Origin of the sequence: Micromonospora sp. NPDC005215, assembly GCF_040607915.1 — a bacterium.
GTDB lineage: Bacteria > Actinomycetota > Actinomycetes > Mycobacteriales > Micromonosporaceae > Micromonospora.
Genome location: NZ_JBEXHQ010000054.1, coordinates 30,880 through 50,889, shown reverse-complemented (window position 1 = coordinate 50,889; position 20,010 = coordinate 30,880). Strand labels below are relative to the sequence as shown.

17 protein-coding genes are annotated in these 20,010 nt (G+C 73.4%); 8 read left to right on the top strand and 9 right to left on the bottom strand.

Annotation, left to right across the window (positions count from 1 at the left end):
• Positions 1-199: 199 nt before the first annotated feature.
• Together ABZU25_RS29380 and ABZU25_RS29375 are read right to left on the bottom strand one after the other, a co-directional pair.
• Complete coding sequence (locus tag ABZU25_RS29380; RefSeq protein WP_355032607.1) at positions 200-970, bottom strand: DUF5995 family protein; 771 nt, start codon at positions 968-970, stop codon at positions 200-202.
• 130 nt (positions 971-1,100) lie between these two features.
• The gene (locus tag ABZU25_RS29375; RefSeq protein WP_355032606.1) at positions 1,101-3,998 is read right to left on the bottom strand and encodes an AAA family ATPase; all 2,898 of its coding nucleotides are present in this window, start codon (positions 3,996-3,998) and stop codon (positions 1,101-1,103) included.
• A gap of 193 nt (positions 3,999-4,191) precedes the next feature.
• On the opposite strand from ABZU25_RS29375, the gene ABZU25_RS29370 reads away from it, so the two are divergent.
• Positions 4,192-6,462 carry an adenylate/guanylate cyclase domain-containing protein gene (locus tag ABZU25_RS29370; RefSeq protein WP_355032605.1) on the top strand — a complete coding sequence of 757 codons (2,271 nt, stop codon included), beginning with the start codon at positions 4,192-4,194 and terminating at the stop codon, positions 6,460-6,462.
• A gap of 61 nt (positions 6,463-6,523) precedes the next feature.
• Here the strand turns inward: ABZU25_RS29370 and ABZU25_RS29365 are convergent, their stop codons facing one another.
• The 5 genes from ABZU25_RS29365 to ABZU25_RS29345 all read right to left on the bottom strand — a co-directional run bounded on the left by ABZU25_RS29365 (position 6,524) and on the right by ABZU25_RS29345 (position 11,251).
• Positions 6,524-7,342 (bottom strand): class I SAM-dependent methyltransferase, encoded by an 819-nt coding sequence (locus ABZU25_RS29365; RefSeq protein WP_355032604.1) that lies wholly within the window; start codon positions 7,340-7,342, stop codon positions 6,524-6,526.
• A 142-nt stretch (positions 7,343-7,484) separates the two neighbouring features.
• Positions 7,485-8,051 (bottom strand): dienelactone hydrolase family protein, encoded by a 567-nt coding sequence (locus ABZU25_RS29360; RefSeq protein WP_355032603.1) that lies wholly within the window; start codon positions 8,049-8,051, stop codon positions 7,485-7,487.
• Positions 8,052-8,106: 55 nt separating this feature from the next.
• Positions 8,107-9,213, bottom strand: coding sequence for a nucleotide disphospho-sugar-binding domain-containing protein (locus tag ABZU25_RS29355; RefSeq protein ID WP_355032602.1), 1,107 nt, complete (start codon positions 9,211-9,213; stop codon positions 8,107-8,109).
• A 199-nt stretch (positions 9,214-9,412) separates the two neighbouring features.
• On the bottom strand, positions 9,413-10,720 hold the full coding sequence (paaK, locus tag ABZU25_RS29350) for a phenylacetate--CoA ligase PaaK (protein ID WP_355032601.1): 1,308 nt from the start codon (positions 10,718-10,720) through the stop codon (positions 9,413-9,415).
• An 81-nt stretch (positions 10,721-10,801) separates the two neighbouring features.
• Complete coding sequence (locus ABZU25_RS29345) at positions 10,802-11,251, bottom strand: MarR family transcriptional regulator (RefSeq protein WP_355032600.1); 450 nt, start codon at positions 11,249-11,251, stop codon at positions 10,802-10,804.
• 137 nt (positions 11,252-11,388) lie between these two features.
• Here ABZU25_RS29345 and ABZU25_RS29340 point away from each other — a divergent pair, with 137 nt between their 5' ends.
• From ABZU25_RS29340 to ABZU25_RS29310, 7 genes are all read left to right on the top strand, one after another.
• Complete coding sequence (locus ABZU25_RS29340; protein ID WP_355032599.1) at positions 11,389-12,609, top strand: MFS transporter; 1,221 nt, start codon at positions 11,389-11,391, stop codon at positions 12,607-12,609.
• 143 nt (positions 12,610-12,752) lie between these two features.
• Complete coding sequence (locus tag ABZU25_RS29335; protein WP_355032598.1) at positions 12,753-13,511, top strand: class I SAM-dependent methyltransferase; 759 nt, start codon at positions 12,753-12,755, stop codon at positions 13,509-13,511.
• Between the two features lie 6 nt (positions 13,512-13,517).
• Complete coding sequence (locus ABZU25_RS29330; RefSeq protein WP_355032597.1) at positions 13,518-14,003, top strand: CrcB family protein; 486 nt, start codon at positions 13,518-13,520, stop codon at positions 14,001-14,003.
• Entirely contained in the window at positions 14,000-14,362 is a 363-nt protein-coding gene (gene crcB / locus ABZU25_RS29325; protein ID WP_355032596.1) for a fluoride efflux transporter CrcB, read from the top strand. Before ABZU25_RS29330 ends, crcB begins: the two co-directional genes overlap by 4 nt.
• 58 nt (positions 14,363-14,420) lie before the next feature.
• Positions 14,421-14,945, top strand: coding sequence for a PadR family transcriptional regulator (locus tag ABZU25_RS29320; protein WP_355032595.1), 525 nt, complete (start codon positions 14,421-14,423; stop codon positions 14,943-14,945).
• Positions 14,942-15,622 carry an ABC transporter ATP-binding protein gene (locus ABZU25_RS29315; protein ID WP_355032594.1) on the top strand — a complete coding sequence of 227 codons (681 nt, stop codon included), beginning with the start codon at positions 14,942-14,944 and terminating at the stop codon, positions 15,620-15,622. Before ABZU25_RS29320 ends, ABZU25_RS29315 begins: the two co-directional genes overlap by 4 nt.
• Positions 15,619-17,775, top strand: coding sequence for an FtsX-like permease family protein (locus tag ABZU25_RS29310; protein WP_355032593.1), 2,157 nt, complete (start codon positions 15,619-15,621; stop codon positions 17,773-17,775). Before ABZU25_RS29315 ends, ABZU25_RS29310 begins: the two co-directional genes overlap by 4 nt.
• Positions 17,776-17,778: 3 nt before the next feature.
• Here the strand turns inward: ABZU25_RS29310 and cobA are convergent, their stop codons facing one another.
• A complete protein-coding gene (gene cobA / locus ABZU25_RS29305) occupies positions 17,779-19,404 on the bottom strand; it encodes a uroporphyrinogen-III C-methyltransferase (RefSeq protein ID WP_355032592.1) in 1,626 nt (541 codons plus the stop codon).
• Positions 19,401-19,997, bottom strand: a complete 597-nt coding sequence (locus ABZU25_RS29300; RefSeq protein ID WP_355032591.1) for a precorrin-8X methylmutase — start codon at positions 19,995-19,997, stop codon at positions 19,401-19,403. Before ABZU25_RS29300 ends, cobA begins: the two co-directional genes overlap by 4 nt.
• Positions 19,998-20,010 lie beyond the last annotated feature (13 nt).

Here is a 20,010-nt window from a genome sequence, read left to right as displayed (position 1 = left end):
GATCTTCACCGAGCGCGCCGAGGATCTGGTCGGACTGCTTCACGGGGAGGAGAACACACCCCCCGGGGCCGACCGGCTGCACCACCCCCCCGGGTCGACCGCTTGCCGGCCGGCCACCCGGGGTGGGGCGGATCTGATGAAACGCGCCCCCGCGCTCCGCCACCCCCACGGGGCGGAGCGCGGGGACCCCCCGTCCCGGCTACTGCAGAAACGCTCCCAGGGGAGAGAGCAGTAGCCGGCCGAGCGCCGCGGCGTTGTCGTCCAACCGCGTGCGCTCACACTCGCGGGCGTCCGGGTCGTGCCGGCACCGCCAGATCTTCTGCGCGTTACGCCAGGCGACATCGCGGGTGTACTCGACCAGCTCCCCCTGGTACCAGTCGTCGATGTCGCCGTTGAGCATGTCGATGAGCAGCTGCCACCGCTCCAGATAGCCCCGGCGCAGGCCGGGGATCTTGTCCGCGAAGATCTTGTTGATCTCCAGATAGTCGTGGTGCTGGTCACTGCCGTCGACCGGCTCCGACTCCAGGTGGTCGAACGTGGTCACCAGCGCGAAGGGCAGGTCGAAGTTGATGTGCGCGTTGACCCCGGCCGCCGCCGACGGCAGTGGGCGGGCGTCCGGCCCACGCATCCGCTCGAAGAGGCACGACCACGCCTTCGGAGTGCCCGGACTGGAGTCGGTCCAGAGCCGCATCGCGTCGAAATACCGCGCCGCGAACTCCACGTCGAGCCGGGAGAGAAACGCCGGGTCGACGAAGCGGTCGTCGTACAACCCGTCCAACACGCTGCTGGTGATGGTCAGGTAGAGCCTGTTGAAGTCCGCCAGCGGGCAGCTGGCCTCCAACGGAGGCAACCGCACCAGCATGTCCTGAAGCTTGGTGAGGTGATCGACAACGGCCGGCACGTCCGCGGGATGGTCGGCGAGCAGATCGACGATGTCCCGGTGCACGGGCCCCCAGACCGGTTCGGTCATCTCTCCTCCATAGTGGTCGGCGGCATCCCCCGTGCCGTCGTCGACGCGGCCCAGCCTCTCAGCCGACACCCACCCGCCGAATCAGTAGAACGACGTATCCCGGCGCGCACACGCGGCGCGGTGCGGTACGTCAGCTTCGGAGGTTGCGCAGTTGGATCGCGCTGGCCTGGACGCGGGTACGGACCTGGAGCTTGTCGAAGATGTGCGACACGTGCACCCCGATGGTCCGCTCGCTGATGAACAGCCGCTGCCCGATCTCCTTGTTGGTCAGCCCCTCCGCGACGAGCGCGAGCACCTCCCGCTCCCGTGCGGTGAGCGCCGCCAACTCGTCGTCGGACGCCTCGGCCGGTGCGCTCCGCGTACCGCTGAGGGCCTCGCGCTCCTCCAGCGACACCCGGGCCCGCCCGGCCAGCTCGCGGATCTCCGAGGTCAGCGGCACCGCGCCCAACCCCTGCGCCACCCGGTACGCCTCCCGCAACAGCTTGCCGGCGGTGGCCAGCCGGCTGCGGCGGGCCAGCAGCGCCTCGGCCTGCCGCAGCCGCGAGTACGCCGCCGGGTAGGGGTGGTGGCGTCGATCCCACTCGGCGACCGACGCGGCCCACAGGTCCGGGTCACTGCTGTCGAGGCGGCTCACCTCGGCGGCGCAGAGGGCCAGGAACCCCTCCACCACCGACCGCACCGGACGGGCCGCGCCGACGCTCTTGCGGGCCACCCGGTCCGCGACGTCGCGCAGCCGGCGTACCACCGTCGGATCCACGGCCACGGTACGGCTGGTGTGCGCCTCAGCCTCGGCCCGCAGGCCGTGCCAGATGAGCGCCGACAGGATCGTCACGTCGTCGGAACGGCTCTCGGTGAGGCCGCGTTGCACCGCCAACCGCGCCACATCGTGCCGGCCCTCCCACATGGCCAGCCCGGCGCGCAGGGTGAGCAGCGGAATGACGTGCCGCGCCCCGCCGCCGGCGAGCAGAGTCGCCACCGCGTCGAGGTCCCGGCTGGCGGCGTCGATGTCGCCGTAACCCACCGAGAGCCGGCACCGGGCTAGCAGCAGCTCGACGGCGTCCGCACCGGACGGTCGGTGCCGCAGCGCGGCGGCAACCACCTTCTCCGCCTCGGCCCACTGACCCACCCGGAACAGCCCGTTGATGGCGACGGCCAGCAGCCGGGTCTCCCAGGTGCGGCCCAACCCCAGCTCGGCGACCCGCTCGGCGCCACGCCGGGCCACCACCACACCCTCTTCGAGGATGTTCAGTGGCCCGGTCAACAGCTCCGCCAGGTGCAGGTACGCGCAGGCCACATCCTCGGGCTGGCCGGCGCGCTCGGCGGTGTCGAGGGCGTCGCGCATCACCGCCAGCCCCGCGTCCGGGTCCTCCAGGTAGGCGTCACTGAAGCCCAGCGCCGAGCTGGCCAGCACCACCTCGGTGGCGGAGCCCTCCACGTCGGCGGCCAACGCCAGCGCCTCCCGGGCCCGCTGGCCGGCGTCGGCGTAGCGGCCCAGATGCAGGAGCAGCTCGGCGAGGCGGGCGGCGGCGGCGGCCCGGTCACGCGGGGAACAGTCGGCCGCCTCCAGCGCCCGCTGGTACTCCTCCTCGGCCAGCGCCGAGCGACCGGCGGCGGCCAGGTAGCGGGCCCGGCGGATGTGCAGCGCGCAGCTCGGCTCGCCACCACGTACGGCGGCCAACTCCTCCAGCAGGGCCAGCGCGCGGGCGTGCTCCCCGCAGTGGTGGGCCGCCTCGGCGGCGTTGCCGAGCAACTCGACCCGGTCCACTGCCAGCGAGCCGGAGTCGCCGGCCAGCTGCAACGCCGCCGACCAGTGCCGGTGCGCCTCGGCGTAACCGTGCAGCCGCTCGGCCTCCTGCGCCGCCGCCACCGTTGCCGGCAACGCGCGCGCCGGCTCACCGGCCAACCGCCAGTGGTGCGCCAGCCGGGCCTGGTGCAGCTCACCCGGCGCGGCGGTCAGCGCCTCGGCGTAGCGGCGGTGCAGCCCGGAACGCTCGGCCGGCAGCAGCTCGTGCGCGAGCACCTCGGCGACGAGGCGGTGCCGCAGCCGGTAACCGTCGTCGGCACCGACAAGCAGCCGGTGGGCCACCGCCGCGCGGGCCGCGTCGATCAGCTCGTCCTCGGGCAACCGCAGCACCTGGGCCAGCAGCCAGTGCTGTACCGGCTCGACACCGGCGGCGACCGCGTGCACCACCGCGTGCGCGTGCTGGGGCAGCGCGTCGACCCGGTCGAGGAAGATCTCCCGCACCGTCTCGGACAGACCGTCGCGGCCGTCGCGGAGATCGCGAGCCAGCTCCTCGATGACGAACGGGTTGCCGCCGCTGCGCTGCCAGACCTGCTCGGCCGCCTCGGCGGGCAGCGTCCGGCCGACCACGGCGGCAGCGAGCTTCTCGGTGTCGACCCGGTCCAGCGGCGCCAGGTCGAGCACCCGCACCGTCCGCAGCCGACGCAGCTCGGTCAGCACCCGGCGCAGCGGGTGCACGCCCTGCAACGACTCGGCGCGCACCGCCGCCAGCACGGAGAGCTGGAGGTCGCCGAGCCCGGCCAACAGGTAGAGCAGCAACTGTCGGGTGCTCCGGTCGACCCACTGCAGGTCGTCGAGGATCAACACCAGTGGTCTGCCCTCGGCGATCAGGTGCAGCCCGCGGCTGACCCGCTCCAGCAACGCGCCCGCGCCGTCCGGAGCGGCGGTCTCGTCGGCGAACATCTGCAGCAACCCACGCACCGCGGAGGAGGTGCGCGCGTGCGAGGTGGACAGATCGGCGTCGAAGCGGCGCAGGGCCTGCAACAGCGGGTGCAGCGGGGAGGCGTCGCCGATGTCCAGGCAGCTGCCGGTGAGCACCACGGCGCCCTGCGCACGCAGCCGGTCGCCGACCTCACCCAACAGCCGGGTCTTGCCCACACCGCTCTCACCGGTCAGGAAGACGGCGGCGGTCTGCCCGTGCGCGGCGTCACCGAGCAACGCGGACCGAACCGTCTGCACCAGCTCGGTCCGGCCCACGAGCGGTGCGGTGTCCACATCGCTGGCCATGGCACGCAGCCTAATCACAGGTGCCCGAACCGTTCTACGGCCATCTGCCGCTTGTGGTACTCCTCGCGTCGACTTTGCGACTAAAGGTTGCAGGTGGCCGACATACGTCGTTCTGCAGATCCCCCGTCAGCCCAGGAATGCCAATCTCCGGAGGTCACCAGGCATCAGCGGGGAGAAGGGTTGGTGCGAAACCATGACCACCACCACGACCAGCATCACCATCGGCGACGCGCGGCGGACCGTGACCCCGCACTGGCCCGTGCCGGAGGAGAGACGCACAGTGACGGTGCTCTTCGCCGACATCGTCGGCTCCACGGCGTTGGTGAACCGACTCGATCCGGAGGACGTCCGCGCGTTGCAGCGGGTCTACTTCGACACCGTCGCCGGCGTGCTGCACCGGTGGCAGGGCGTGGTGGAGAAGTACGTCGGCGACGCGGTGATGGCACTCTTCGGCGCCCGGCACTCCGACGGCTTCGACGCGTACCGGGCGGTGCGCGCCGGACTCGAGATCCAGGCCGCGCTGGACTGCCGGCCGATGGTCGGCGACATCCGGCTCCGGGTGCGCGTCGGTGTCGCCACCGGTGAGGTCGTTGTCGACCTGGGCGGCGCGGTCAGCGGCGGGCACGGCGTGGCCAGCGGCGCGGTGATCACCACCGCGGCCCGCCTGCAGGAGTACGCGCCACCGGGCGCCGTCGCGCTCTGCGCGGCCACCACGCGGGCCACCGCTGGCCTGATCACCCAGCGTCAGCTGCCGCCGGTTCCGGTCGCCGGCCGGGTGCCGCCGATGCCGGTCTGGCACGCCGTCGGTCCGGTGCGTCCCGGCGTCGACCGACACGACGGCCCGCTGATCGGTCGCCGCCGCGAGCTGGCCACCATCCGCGACCAGCTGACCGTGGCCATCCGGGAGCAGAACCCGTGCTGGGTCTCCCTGGTCGGGCCCACCGGCAGTGGCCGCAGCCGGTTGCTGCACGAGCTGACCCGTGGATTGACCACCGTGGACGGGGCCGCCGTGCGGTGGTGTGTGACGGCCTGCCAGCCGTACCCCGATCAGGTCCTGGAGCCGGTCGCCGAGCTGCTCCGCGGTTTCGCCGGGGTGCGTCGCGGCGACGGCCCGGCGGCGGTCCACGACCGGCTCGTCGCCACACTGACCGCCTTGTTCCCACCGGCTCGGGTCGCCACGGCGGTCCCGGCGCTTGAGCGGATGCTGTCCAACCCGGACGGCTCGGCCGCGGCGATGGCCGGCGCGGCGATCTGCCGGGAGGTCCTGCTGCGCCTGGCCACCCAGGCGCCGCTGATCGTCGCCGTGGACGACGTGGACCGCGCGGCGCCCGTGGTGAGCGGATTCCTGCACGCGCTGTTCGGCGCGGCAACGGCACGGGGGCTACCACTGGCCGTGGTCACCCTGCACCAACCGCAGTGGGCCGACACCCGGCCCGGCTCGGCCCGTCGGGTGGCGATCCGACCGCTTGCCACTGTGCAGTCCGGGCGGCTGCTGCGCCACCTGCTGACCCGGGCCGGTCAGCCGGTGGCCCTGGTGGACCGGCTGCTGCCACTGATGGGCGGTCGGCCCGGGCACGCGGCGGCGTACGTCGCGTCGATAGTGGCCGGGGCCGACCCGGCGGCGCTCCCGCTGCCCGAGGCGGTACGCCGAGCCGTCGGCGCCGAGCTGGACCACCTCGATGGTGAGCGGCGAGCGGTCCTGATGGCCGCCGGTGTCCTCGGCGGCGTGATCTCCGGCGCGGCGGTCGACCGGGCGCTCGGCTGGACGCCCGGCCGGTCCGCGCCGGCACTACGCCGGCTGGTCGCCGCCGGCCTACTGCTCCTCCACCACGCCAACGGGTACGCGTTCGCCGCGCCCGCGCTGCGCCAGGTCGCCGCCGAGCGGCTGCCCCGCGCGCTGCGGGCCCTCTTCGCCCGCCGGGCCGCCGACGCCCCACGCCACGACACCACCCGCTCCGACGCCCTCCGGCCAGATCACGCTGCCGCGAACTCCACAGGTGCCGCTCGTGCGGTCGGCGGTGGCGCGACCACCCGGCCCGCCGAGATCGTGCGCCTCGATGCCGTTCGCTCCCGGGTCGGTCGCGACACCCCGCTCGTGGCGTTGGCCCCCGCGCCAGGATCCGGCCCGCCGCGCCTTTCCACCCCGACGATGGCGACCCCGCCGGCCGCGCTGCCCCGGGCAACCAATCGGGCGCCGGGCGCCAACCGGCTCCGACCCGTCGCGCCGGCCGGTGACGTGCCGCCGACCCCGGCGGTGACGGCGCCCGCGACACGGGCCAACACGGGCGGTCACTGGCCCTCGAACGTCGACCGGACCCCGGTGGTGATCCGTGCCGTGCCGGCCGTGCCGGAGTCAGCCGGTCCGGATGCGCTCACCGGTGTCGGCGCTCCGCCCGGCGGGATCCGCGCCGTACCCGGTCCGCCGTTGATCCGCCGGACGGACGGCCTGGCCGCCTCCGCCTGAGCGTCCGCCCAGCGGTCGCGGATGGCCGGGCTCGCGCCGACGGGCCGGTCGCCCAGCCCGGCTACGGCACGGACGCCGAGGCCAGCAGCGCCGCGGTCGGCAGAACGAGCAGGCCGTCCGTGTCGCGGTAGGCGGCGGTCAGCTCGTCGTACGCGGCACGAATCCGGGTGATCACGTGCGGCGGCTGGGCCTCCATCAGCAGACCCGGCTTGCTGATGCCGTTGGCCGGGCCACTCCACCAGGCCTCGGGGTGGGTGCGATGCGCCCAGGTGATCGTGTCGCAGCGCGCGTCGGCCAGACCGGCGGCGTCGAGCAGGCCCGCGAACCCGTCGGGGGTACGCGGGAAGTCCCGCTCCGCGTCCACCCTCGGCACGGAGATCGGCCGGTCGACCCCAGCGGCGTCGAAGACCGCACCCCACAGCCGCTGCGCCTCGGGCGGCGGGTCGGGCCAGATCGTCACCGCGATCCGACCAGTTGGCCGGACGACCCGTCGCAGTTCGCTGATCGCGGCCAGCGGATCGCCGACATGGTTGATCACGAAGTTCGCCACGGCCGCGTCGAAGTGCCCGGTGGGAAACGGCAGGTGGGGCAGGGCCGCGAGGCGAACCTCGGCGGCGGACGGGACGCGGCTGCGTACCAGCTCGACCATGCTGGGTTCGGCGTCGACGGCCACGACGGTGGCGCCACGAGCGCTGGCCAGCCCGGCCACGGTCCCGGAGCCGGTGCCGGCATCGAGCACCCGCATGCCCGCGGTGACGTGGGCGGCGTCCAGCAACGACGGCGCGGGATGGGCACAGAGGGCGGCGAGACTGCTGTCGAACGCCGCCGCGCGCCCGGCCCAGCGCGACCGTTCGTGCTCGTCGAAAGCTGTCGTCGTCACTGCCACATCCCGCTCAAGGATCTTGGTGGTGGCGCCACGATATCGAACGAGAGGTGTCCGGGGGTGCCCCGCGTTGGCGGGACGCCGCCGTTCGGGGAGCTGTTCCGGTTGCTGGGCGTTGACGTCCACCGCGCGACCCGGCTCAGGACGCGGCCAGGAAGGCCAGCACCCGTGGCCAGGTCCCCGCGGTGGCGTCCGGGGAATGCTCGGCCAGGTCCGGGTCGGTGAACAGGTGCCCCGCACCGGGATAGCGGAAGACCGTCAGGTCGGCGCCGGCGTCGGTGAGCGCCTGCTGCCACTCGTCGACCTCGTCCGGCGCGTCGTACGGGTCGGGATCGGCGAGGTGCAGCTGCACCGGCAACCCGGGCCGGACCGCGTTCGGCGCGCCACCGGTGCCGTGCAGCAGGAGCAGGCCGGCGGCGTCGGGGCGCTCGGCCAGCAGCGCCCCGGCCACACCGGCGCCCATCGAGAAACCGGCGAGCACCGTCTCCGGTGGCAGGTCACGCAGCGCTGTCCGGGCCCGGTCGAGCACCACCTCCTGGCCGATCTTGTCGAGCAGCGCGAAGCCCTCCTCGACGGTGTCGGTGGCGGGTACGCCGTACAGGTCGGGGGTGCTGACCTGATGCCCGGCGGCGCGCAACCGGTCGGCGGCGGCGCGCACGGCGGGCCGCAGCCCGTACACGGAGTGGAACAGCACGACGTGTCGCATCACGTCATCCTGCCGCAGCCGAGGGTCCCGCCGGTGTGGGCACGCGGGACGGACGTCAGACCAACGCCGCCAGCCGCGCGACGAGGTCGCTCGGCGGCGGCATCGCGGCGATCTCCCGGCTGACCTGCCCCGCGGTGGTGCGCAGGCGCTCGTCGGTGAGCAGCTGGGTCAGCGCCCGCGCGGTGATGTCCCGGGGTCGCAGCGCCAGGCCGGCACCCCGGCGGGCCACCAGCTCGGCGTTGTGCCGCCGGTCCCCCGGACCCACTGTGGCGAGCTGGGGCAGCCCGGCGGCGAGGGCGCCAAAGGCGCTGCCCGCCCCGCCGTGGTGGACCAGCGCCGCGCTCGCCGGTAACGCCTCGTCGAGCGGAATCCAGTCGACCACCCGCACGTTCCCGGGCAGCGAACGAGCCGACCGCTCATCCGGGCGGACGAGCACGATCTCGGCGTCCACCTGGGCGGCGGCGGCCACCACGGCGGGCATCGGCCCCCGGTCGCCGGGGCCGGTCAGGGTGCTCCGGGTGACGATGATCCGGGGCCGTTCACCGGGCTCGCGCAGCCACGCGGGCAGCTCGCCGCCGCCGACGTAGGAGTCGTACCGCATCGGCCACCCATCCTGCGCGGCCACACTCGGCGGGGCCACGGCGAGGGCCGCTGCGGGCGGCGGCAGCTCGGTCAGGCCGTGCCGCCGCAGGGCGGCACCGAGTCGGGCGCTGCTGGCACGGACCAGGTCCCGGCCATCGAAGAGGGAGTTCTCCTGGCGTACGGCCGGCACCCCCAGCCGGGCGGCGGCGATCGCGCCGGCGACCGCGAACGGCTCGTGGAGCACCAGATCCGGCCGCCACTGGGTGGCCAACGTGACGACCGGGTCGGTGAGCTGGTCGTTGAGCGCGCCGAAGAGCAGGCCGGCGCCCCGGGTGCCGGCGGTGCCGGCCAACTCGGCGCGCGCGACCAGGGGGTGCCGGGGAAAGACCCGCAGCGCGATCCGGCCGAAGTCGAAGCCCGGTGCGATGTCGTGCACCGGCAGACCCGCGTTGGCGGCGGCCAGGCCACCACCGCCGGTGGCCAGCAGCACGTCGTGGCCGGCGTCGCGCAGCGCGACGGCGAGCGGCACCAGCGGAAAGACGTGCCCGACCAGCGGGGCGGAGACCACCAGTACTCGCATGACCAGCATCCTAAGTCGACGACGGCACCTGGATCACCCCGCGCCTGACCCGGCCGACGCCGAGGTCAGCATCGCGCGGGACACCCCTACGACGCGGGACGAAGCCCGGCTGCCCCACACCCGGGGCAGCTCTACAGGAGACAGCACCGACAAGGTGGCGGGCGGCGGACCAGGACGAGACCGGCTGCTCGGCCGGCGTTCAGACGGGTCGTCGCTGGTCGACGATGCGGCGCATCTTGCCCACCGACCGCTCCACCGCGTCCGGGGCGAGCACGTCGACCGCCACGCTCACGCCGATGGTGTTCTTCACCAGCTCCACCAGCGCCGCGCCGGCCCGCTCGGCGGCGTCCACTGCGACGCCGGCCCGCCGCTCCACCCGTACCGTGAGGGTGTCCAACCGGCCCTGCCGATCGAGTACGCACTGGAAGTGCGGCGACAGCTGCGGGGTCCGCAGGATCAGCTCCTCGATCTGGGTCGGGAAGATGTTCACCCCGCGCACGATCATCATGTCGTCCGTCCGACCGGTGATCTTCTCGATCCGGCGCATCGGACGGGCGGTGCCGGGCAGCAGTCGGGTCAGGTCGCGGGTGCGGTAGCGCACCACCGGCATCGCCTCCTTGGTCAGCGAGGTCAACACCAGCTCGCCCCGCTCACCGTCGGGCAGCACCGCCCCGGTCACCGGGTCGACGATCTCCGGGTAGAAGTGGTCCTCCCAGACGTGCAGCCCGTCCTTGGTCTCGACGCACTCGGTCGCCACGCCGGGGCCCATCACCTCGGAGAGCCCGTAGATGTCCACCGCGTGGATGTCCAACCGCTGCTCCACCTCCCGGCGCATGTCCTCGGTCCACGGCTCCGCCCCGAAGATGCCCACCCGCAGCGAGGTGGCGCGCGGGTCGACGCCCTGGCGCCGCATCTCGTCCACGATGGCGAGCATGTAGCTGGGGGTGACCATGATGACCTCGGGTTCGAAGTCGCGGATCAGCATGACCTGACGCTCGGTCATGCCACCGGAGACCGGGATGACAGTGCAGCCCAGCTCCTCCGCGCCGTAGTGCGCGCCCAGGCCGCCGGTGAAGAGCCCGTAGCCGTACGCGACGTGCACCCGGTCGCCGGGACGACCGCCGGAGGCGCGGATCGACCGGGCCATCAGGCGCGCCCAGGTGCGCAGGTCGTCGCGGGTGTAGCCGACCACCGTCGGCCGGCCGGTGGTGCCGGAGGAGGCGTGCAGACGGGCGACCCGCTCCCGGGGTACGGCGAACATCCCGAACGGGTAGTTGGCCCGCAGCTCGGCCTTGCCGGTGAACGGGAAGCGGGCCAGGTCGTCGAGGTCGCGGCAGTCGTCGGGGTGCACCCCGGCCGCGTCGAACGCCCGGCGGTAGTGCGGCACGTTGTCGTACGCGTGCCGCAGCGACCAGCGCAGCCGTTCACGTTGCAGGGCACGCAGCTCGTCGACGCCGGCGCGTTCGATCGGGTCCAGCTCCTCGGGACGAGGGGTGCGGTCCTGCATCGCGTGTCTCCCTTGGCGCGGCCGGTCCCGGTGCGGGCTGCGGGTACCGTACGCCGGCCGTCGCCCGGCCTGGTGGCGCGGTCAGCGGGCGGCCGGCAGCCGGTGCAGGGCGTCGACCAGCGGGGCCAGCTCGGGGGTGGCCTCGGCCTCGGCGAGCGCCGCGGTGAGCACCCGGTCGTGGGTGGGGCGGGTCTGGGCGAGCAACTCGGAGCCGGCCGGGGTCAGCTCGGTGTAGATGCCGCGCCGGTCGTCGGCGCAGAGGATGCGGGTGAGCAGGCCGCGCTGCTCCAGGCGGGTGACCAGGCGGGTGGTGGCGCTGCCGGAGAGCGCGGCGGCGCGGGCGAGCTGGCTCATCCGCATGTGCCAGCCGTCCTGGCGGGAGAGCGCGTCGAGCACCGTGTATTCGACAACGGACAGGTCGTGGTCGGCCTGCAACGCCCGTTCCAGCGACGTCTCGATCAGCCCGTGCAGGGCGGCGAGGGTACGCCAGCCCTGCGCGCGGATCTCGACCGCGTCGTCGGCGATGCCCATGCCGGCCCTCCTCGGGTGTGATCTCGACGGCCCCAGGCTACCACGCTTGCGCCCATATAAAGCGTGTGCAAGTATTTCGTTGCCGGCGCGTGTAGTTGCATGCGCCGCATATCTGCCCCCTCCCCGATGGGAACGCCATGTCCGTACGCCAGAAGTCACTGCCGCCCGGCCTGATCGCGCTGGCGATCGGCGCCTTCGGCATCGGGCTCACCGAGTTCGTGATCATGGGGCTGCTGCCCGAGGTGGCGGCCGACTTCGCGGTCACCGAGCCGGTCGCCGGCTGGCTGATCTCCGGCTACGCGCTCAGCGTGGCCGTCGGCGGGGTGGCCCTCACCGCGGCGGTCACCCGACTGCCGCGCAAGCCGGTGCTCCTGGGCCTGATGGTGCTCTTCATCATCGGCAACCTGCTCTCCGCGGTCGCCGGCGACTACGCCGTGCTGATGGCCGGCCGGATCGTCGCCGCGCTCTGCCACGGCGCGTTCTTCGGCATCGGCGCCGTGGTCGCCGCCGGCCTGGTGGCACCGGCCCGCCGGGCGGGCGCCATCGCCATGATGTTCGCCGGCCTGACCATCGCGAACGTGCTCGGCGTGCCCTTCGGCACCTTCCTCGGGCAGCACTTCGGCTGGCGGTCGACGTTCTGGGCGATCACCGCCATCGGGGTGGTCGCGCTGATCGGGCTGGCCCTGCTCGTCCCGGCCGGCGACACCGCGAACGCCGACCGGCCGGCCGGTGGGCTACGCGGCGAGCTGCGGGCCTTCACCCACGCACAGGTCTGGCTGTCGCTGGTCATCACGGTCCTGGGCTTCGGTGGCATGTTCGGCGCGTTCACCTACATCGCGTACACGCTCACCGAGGTCAGCGGCTTCGCCACCAGCACCGTGCCGTGGCTGCTCGTCCTCTTCGGAGTGGGGCTCTTCGCCGGCAACCTGCTCGGCGGCCGGGCCGCGGACAGGTCGCTGTCGCGCACCCTGGTCACCGTCCTGGCGGTGCTCACCGTGGTGCTCGTCGGGTTCGCGCTGACCGCGTCGAGCCCGGTGCTGACCGTCGTCTCACTGGTGCTGATGGGCGGGTTCGGGTTCGCCACCGTACCGCCGTTGCAGATGCGGATCATGCACTACGCCAACCAGGCGCCGACCCTGGCGTCCGGGGCGAACATCGCGGCGTTCAACCTCGGCAACGCGTTGGGCGCCTGGATCGGCGGGGTGACCATCGCCGCGGGGCTCGGCTACACCTCGCCGATCTGGGCCGGCGCGGCGCTCACCCTGGCCGGCCTGGGCGTCCTGGGCGGAGCGCTGCGGCTGGCCCGCCGCCGCGAACCGGTGGAGGCCGAGGCAATCCCGGTGGACACGACCGTCTGACCCCGCCGGAAGTGAGGACGCCGGGCCGAGTGGAGGCCCGACCCGGCATCGCTCTGATCATCGCCCTGCCATCTTCTCGCAATTGCAAAAGATGTGCAACAAGCTCTGGACAACGCGCTCGTATCGTAACTAGCCTGATCGCCATGAGTCCTTACATCACGGAGCCCTGGGCCTGGCAGGAGAGCTGGGACCGTCAGCAGGAGGCCTACCTACCGGACCGGGAACACCGGTTCACCGCCATGCTCGACACCGTCGACGCGGTCCTCGACGGTCAGCCGCCACGCGTGCTCGACCTGGCCGGTGGCACCGGCACCATCTCGCTGCGGACGCTCGCGCGCTTCCCCGACGCCGAAACGACAGTGGTGGACCTCGACCCGGCACTACTCGCCATTGCCGACGCCTCGCTGGCCGGCCGGGCCACCCTCGTCCGGGCCGATCTCGGCACCCCCGAGTGGCGCGCCCCGCTCCCCCACCGCGAATACGACGCCGTGCTCACCGCCACCGCCCTGCACTGGCTGCCGGCCGACCGGCTCGGCCAGCTCTACGCCGAACTGCGCGACGTGCTGCGACCGGGCGGGGTCTTCGTCAACGCCGACCACATGCCGGACGACACAGTGCCGGAGCTGACCAAGCGGTTGCTGGACCGGGCCCGGGACCGGCGCAACGCCCGGTACGCCGCCGGCTCGATGCTGTCCTGGTCGGACTGGTGGGAGCGGGCCGGCGCCGACCCGGCGCTCGCGCCACTTGTCGCCGAGCGACAGACGATCTACCCCACCGGGCACAGCCCCGAGTGGAACCCGCCGGTCTCCTGGCACCTCGCCGCCCTCACCGCAGCCGGGTTCAGCGAGGTCGGCACGGTGTGGCGGGGCGGCACGGACGCCGCCGTCGCGGCAGTACGCTGACGACCCGTGTCCGAGCCACCCGAACCCCCCAACCCGCGCACCGATCCCGACGTCGACCTGCGCGTCCCCGCCGACCGCCGCGAGCTGACCGTTCGTCCCGTGACGGTTCTCGGCACGATCGCGGCCGGCGGGGTGCTCGGGGCGCTGACCCGGGCGGGCCTGCAACACGCCATCCCGCACCCGCCGACCGGTTTCCCGTGGGCCACGTTCGCCATCAACACCTCCGGCTGCCTGCTGATCGGCATGCTGATGGCGACCCTCGGGCACCTCGGTGGCGGGCACCCCCTGGCTCGCCCGTTCCTCGGGGTCGGGGTGCTCGGCGGGTTCACCACGTTCTCCGCCTACGCGGTGGACGTCCAGCAGGCGATTGTCGCGGGCGCGCCGGGCACCGCGCTGGCGTACCTGGCCGCGACGGTGCTCGGTGCGCTCGTCGCGGTCGGGCTGGGTGACGCCGTCACGGCTGCACTGCTGAGACGGGGGTCGGCCCGATGACCGTGCTGCTGATCGCCCTGGGCGCGGCCGTCGGCGCTCCGCTGCGCTACCTCACCGACCGGGCCGTGCAGTCCCGGCACGCCTCGGCATTCCCGTGGGGCACGCTGACCGTCAACGCGATCGGGTCGTTGCTGCTCGGCGTACTCGTCGGGTGGCCGGCCGGTCCGGAGGTCACCGCGTTGCTCGGCACCGGGTTCTGTGGCGCGCTGACCACCTACTCCACGTTCAGCTACGAGACCCTGCGGTTGGCCCGGGGCGGTCACCGCTTTCTGGCACTGGCAAATGTGCTGGGCAGCGTCGTCGTCGGACTCGCCGCGGCCACCGCCGGCTACGCCCTGGCCCGCGCTCTGGTGGGCTGAAAGTCCACAGATACGGGGGGTATATACGCGAGGTATACCCTCGGTGTAGTCTCCTTCCATGAGCGTGCCACTGACCCTTCTCGGCCTCCTCGAACGGGAGCCCAGCCACGGCTACGACCTGAAGCGCGACTACGACGCCTTCTTCGGCCGGGGCAAGCCACTGCCGTTCGGCCAGGTCTACTCCACCCTCAGCCGGCTGGCCCGCGACGGCAAGGTGGTGATCAGCGACGTCGCCCCCGGCTCCGGCCCGGACCGCAAGCGCTACATCATCACCGACGTCGGCGCGACCGAGGTCGAGCAGTGGCTGACCCAGCCGGTCGACCCGGAACCGCACCTGCAGACGGTGCTCTTCGCCAAGGTCGTGCTCGCGCTGATGCTGGACCGTCCGGCCGACGAATACCTCGACACCCAGCGCAGCGCGCACCTGCACCGGATGCGCGAGCTGACCGAGATCAAGCGCGCGGGCAGCCTGGTCGACGCGCTGCTGGCCGACCACGGCCTCTACCACCTGGAGGCGGACCTCCGGTGGATCGAGATGACCGGCGCCCGACTGGACGCCCTACGGAAAGCGGTGCGGCCATGAGCGTCATGATCGAGGCACGCGACGTGACGTTCTCCTTCAGCCAGACACCCGCCCTGCGCGGCGCCAGCGTCGCCGTGGAGGCCGGCGAGGTCCTCGCCGTCATGGGCCCCAGCGGCTCCGGCAAGTCCACCCTGTTGCACTGCCTGGCCGGCATCCTCGTGCCCGACTCCGGCGAGATCCTCCTCGACGGCGTCCGGGTCGACACCATGGCCGAGGCCGGGCGCAGCAGCCTGCGCCGGGACCGGTTCGGCTTCGTGTTCCAGTTCGGTCAACTCGTTCCCGAGCTCACCGCGGTGGAGAACGTCGCCCTGCCGTTGCTGCTCAGCGGCGTACGCCGGACCCAGGCGCTGCCGAAGGCGAGAGCCTGGTTCGCGCGCCTCGGCCTGGACGGCCTGGAGCAGCGGCGCTCGGGTGAGCTGTCCGGCGGGCAGGCGCAACGGGTCGCCCTCGCCCGGGGCCTGGTCGCCGAGCCGCAGGTGCTCTTCGCCGACGAACCGACCGGCGCGCTCGACTCGCTCACCGGCGAGCAGGTGATGGACCTGCTGGTCGGCGCCGCCCGCGAGCAGGGCACCACTGTCATCCTGGTGACCCACGAGGCCAGGATCGCGGCGTACGCCGACCGCGAGGTCATGGTCCGCGACGGGCGCGTCAACGCGCCGGACCGGGTCGCCTCATGATCCGCTTCGGGCTCCGCCTCGCCCTGGCCGGCGGTCGTGAGGCGCTCACCCGCCTGGTCGTCATCGCCGCCGCCGTCGCGATCGGCAGTGGGCTGCTGCTGACCACCCTCGCCGGGGTCAACGCGGTCAACGCCCAGCTCACCCGGTACGCGTCAATCTATCCCCAGGCCTCCACCGCCGGTGCCGCCGACCCGCTGTGGTGGTCGACCCGGGACGACTACTTCCACGGCGAGCAGATCATCCGGATCGACGTCGCCGCCACCGGATCGACCGCGCCCACCCCGGCCGGCATCCCGACCACTCCGGGCCCCGGCGAGTTCTACGTCTCGCCGGCGCTGCGGGACCTGTTCGCGGCACAGCCGGCCGACCACCTGGCCGACCGATACCCGGGGCGTGACCTGGGCACCGTCGGACCGTCCGGGTTGACCTCACCGGACACACTGCTCGCCATCGTGGGCGGCACGCCGGACAGCGTCGGCACGCTGCCCAACTCCCGTCAGGTCGACAACCTCGATGACAAGCCCGCCCTTCCCGAGACCACTGTGAACCTCATCCTGGGCGTGATCGCCGGCGGGCTGCTCTTCCCGGTGCTGATCTTCATCGGCACCGCCACCCGGCTCAGCGCCGCCCGCCGGGAGCAGCGCTTCGCCGCGATGCGCCTGGTCGGCGCGACACCCCGGCAGATCTCGACGGTAGCCGCGGTGGAGGCGGCCGCCGCCGCCGTCGCCGGCACCGCCGTCGGCTTCGGCCTGTTCTACGCCTTCCGCGAGCCGCTCGCGGGCATCCCGTTCACCGGCATGCCGTTCTTTCCCGGCGACCTGTCCCTGGGCCTGCTGAACGTCCTGCTGGTGGCGCTCGGCGTGCCGGCCGGCGCGGCGCTGGCGGCCCAGATCTCGCTACGCCGGGTCCGGATCTCGCCGCTGGGCGTCACCCGGCGCGTCACCCCCCGCGCCCCGCGCGCGTACCGGCTGATCCCGATGGTGCTCGGCGTCGCCGTGCTGGTGTTCGCCATCGGCTTTCGGCCCGAGACCTCCGACGGCCAGGCGGCGGTGTTCCTGCCCGGCCTGCTGCTCATCATGGCCGGCCTGGTCCTCGCCGGCCCCTGGTTGACGATGGTCGGCGCCCGGCTGATGGCCCGGTACGCCAACCGCCCGGCCACGCTCATCGCCGCGCGACGCCTCGCCGACAACCCGAAGGCCGGCTTCCGGGCGATCAGCGGGATCATGCTCGCGCTCTTCGTCACGAGCGTCGCCGTCGGGGTGATAACCACGATCGTTGACGAACGTGGCCCGGCCCCGGTCGGCTCGACCGACGCGGGCACGGTCACCACCGTCTTCGACGAGAAGACGCCGTCGGTGCCGGACACGCTCTTCGCCGAGCTGCGCGCGACAGGCGGCGTGCGGTCCGCGACCGCCATTCGCGAGAACCCGGTGGTGACCGACTCCGGCGAGGCCGGGGTGATCGCGTGCGCCGACCTCCCGAACGCGTACGGCCGGTGCGCCGACGGCGCGAGTGTCATCGAGGTGCCGATGGGCCTCAGCCGCTGGCGGGAGTCAGCATCGCCCGCGACGGTCTGGCCCGCCGCATCGCTGACGCTCGACGAACTCCAGCGGCTGCCTGTGGTGTCGATCGTCGTCGGCACTGACGGCTCCGCCACCGCCATCGAGCGCACCCGCACGGTGCTGGAGGTCGCCTACCCGACCTTCTGGGTGGGGCCGAACGTGCCCGGCGACTTCGAGTCGGACTTCGCCGACACGCTGCACGGCTGGGAACAACTGGCAAACGTCATCATCATCGCCAGCCTGGCGCTCGGCGGGTGCAGCCTCGCGGTCAGCGTGATCGGCGGTCTCACCGAGCGCAGACGACCGTTCAGCCTGCTGCGCCTCAGCGGCGCGCCGGTGCGGGTCCTGCGCCGGGTGGTGGCGTTGGAGAGCGCCGTGCCGATGCTCGCCGTCGCCGCCATCGCCATCGGCATGGGCCTGCTCGCCGCACACCTGTTCCTGCGGGCACAGATGGACTACACGCTCGTCGCTCCGGAGCCGCGTTTCTACGTGATCGTCGTCGTCGGGTTGGCCGCCTGCCTCGGCGTCATCGCCTCCACGATGCCGCTGCTGGAACGCGTCACCGGGCCGGAGACCGCCCGCAGCGAGTAGTCGTCAGGCCGTCGGCCCGGTGGTGGTGAGAGCGACCACCGGGCCGAGGACGAAGACGGCGGGTGGGCCGACGCCCTCCCGGGCGGCGAGGGCACCGATCTCGTCCAGTCGCGCGGGCACGGACCGCTGGTCGGGCAGCCCGGCGTCCTGCACGGCGAGCACCGGAGTCTCCGGGGCCCGGCCGTGCTCGATCAGCACGGCCGCGATCTTGGCGATGGTGTCGACGGCCATCAGCAGCACGACGGTGCCCCGGGCGCGGGCCAGCGCCACCCAGTCGACGAGCGAGTCGGGATGCCCGGGCGGTAGGTGTCCGGACACGACTGTGACGTCGTGTGCCACGCCCCGGTGGGTCACCGGCACGCCGGCGAGGGCCGGTGCGGCGAAGGCGCTGCTCACCCCGGGGACCACTGTCACCGGCACACCGGCCGCCGCGCAGGCCTGCACCTCCTCGTGGCCACGTCCGAAGACGTACGGGTCGCCGCCCTTGAGCCGGACCACCCGGCGACCGGCGCGGGCGTGCGACACCACTGCCGCGTTGATCGCCTCCTGGGCCATCGACGGGCCACGGGGCACCTTGGCGGCGTCGACGACCAGCACGTCGGGGCGCAGCCCGGCGAGCAACCCCTGCGGAGCCAACCGGTCGACCACCACGACGTCCGCGGCGTCCAGCAGGGCCTTTCCGCGTACCGTGATCAGGTCGTCGGGTCCGGGTCCGCCGCCGATCACCGCGACCGAGCCGTGGTCGTGGCCGTGCCCGTGGTGGTGGTGATGGTGGTGGCCGACCGGGTCGTCGGGGTGGTCGTGCGGGCGTTGCGGGCGGCCCACCTTGTCGGCGAAGCCGGGCATCGACACCCGGTAGGCGCAGGTGTCGCAGTTCATCCGGATGTCGCCGCCCAGCGCCTCGGCGTGGCGTTCCCGCACCAGGTCGGCGAGGGCGTCGCAGTCGCCGATCACCTCGGCCACCCGCACGTCGAGGTCGGGGTGGGCGGCGGCGAACTCCGCCGACTGGGCGACGATCCGGTCCGGCAGCACCCCGGCGAACAGGAAGTACGGCGCCACGACGATCCGCCGCGCGCCCAGCCGGCGCAGTCGTTCCAGCACCGCCGGCACCGACGGCTGGGCGAGGGAGACGAAGCCCGGCTCGACTCCGGCGTAGCCGCGCCCCTCCCACAGCAGCCGGGCCACCTTCGCGACCTCCGCGTTGGCGTCCGGGTCGGTGGAGCCCCGCCCGATCAACGCGACCCACGTGCCGGCCCGATCGGCGCCGGCCAGCGCCGCGTCGATGCGCTGTTCGAGGGCTTCGTGCAGCAGTGGGTGCGGGCCGAGCGGACGACCGTAGCGGTAGGTCAGCCCGGGGTGCCGCTGCTGTTCCCGCGCCATCGCGGCGGGAATGTCACCCTTGCCGTGCCCGGCGGCGGTGAGCACCAACGGCAGCGCGACGAGGGCCCGGTGCCCGCGCGCGACGAGCGCGCCGACCGCGTCGGTCAGTGGCGGGCGGGACAGCTCGATGAAGCCACCCTCGACGTCCCCGACGTTCCCGCGACGGCGAACCCGCTCGACGAGGGCGGCGAACTGGTCGACCCCGGCCGCGCTGCGCGTACCGTGCCCGACGATGACCAACCCGGTCATGACTTCTCCTCGATGTAGAGCAGGGCGTTGAGGGCGGCGGCGGCGACCGCCGAACCGCCCTTCTCCCCCACGTTGGACACGGCGGGCAGGCCGCTGGCCCGCAGCGCCGCCTTCGACTCGGCGGCCCCCACGAAGCCGACCGGCAGACCGACGACCAGGGCCGGCGCGGCGTCCACTGTGAGAAGTTCGACAAGCGCGGTCGGCGCGCAGCCGACCACCCAGACCGCGCCCGGACCGACCCGCTCCAGCGCGATCCGCACCGCCGCCGCCGAACGGGTGATCCCGGCCGTGCGACCCAGCTCGGCGGCGGCCGGCTCGGCGACCGGGCAGACCAGCTCCAGGCCGGCGCGGGTGATGCCGGCGGCGACCATCGCCACGTCGGTGACCACCGGCGCACCGGCACGCAACGCGGTCAGCCCGGACTCCAGGGCGGCCTCGTCGCAGACCAGTTCGTCGACGTACGCGAGGTCGGCGCTGGCGTGGACCACCCGCTCGGTCACCGCGCGGCTCAGCGGCGGCAGGTGCGACAGGTCGACCCGCTCGCGCAGGATGCGGTAGGACTCGACCTCGATCGGATGCACCACCCGGCTCATCGGGCTCCTTCAC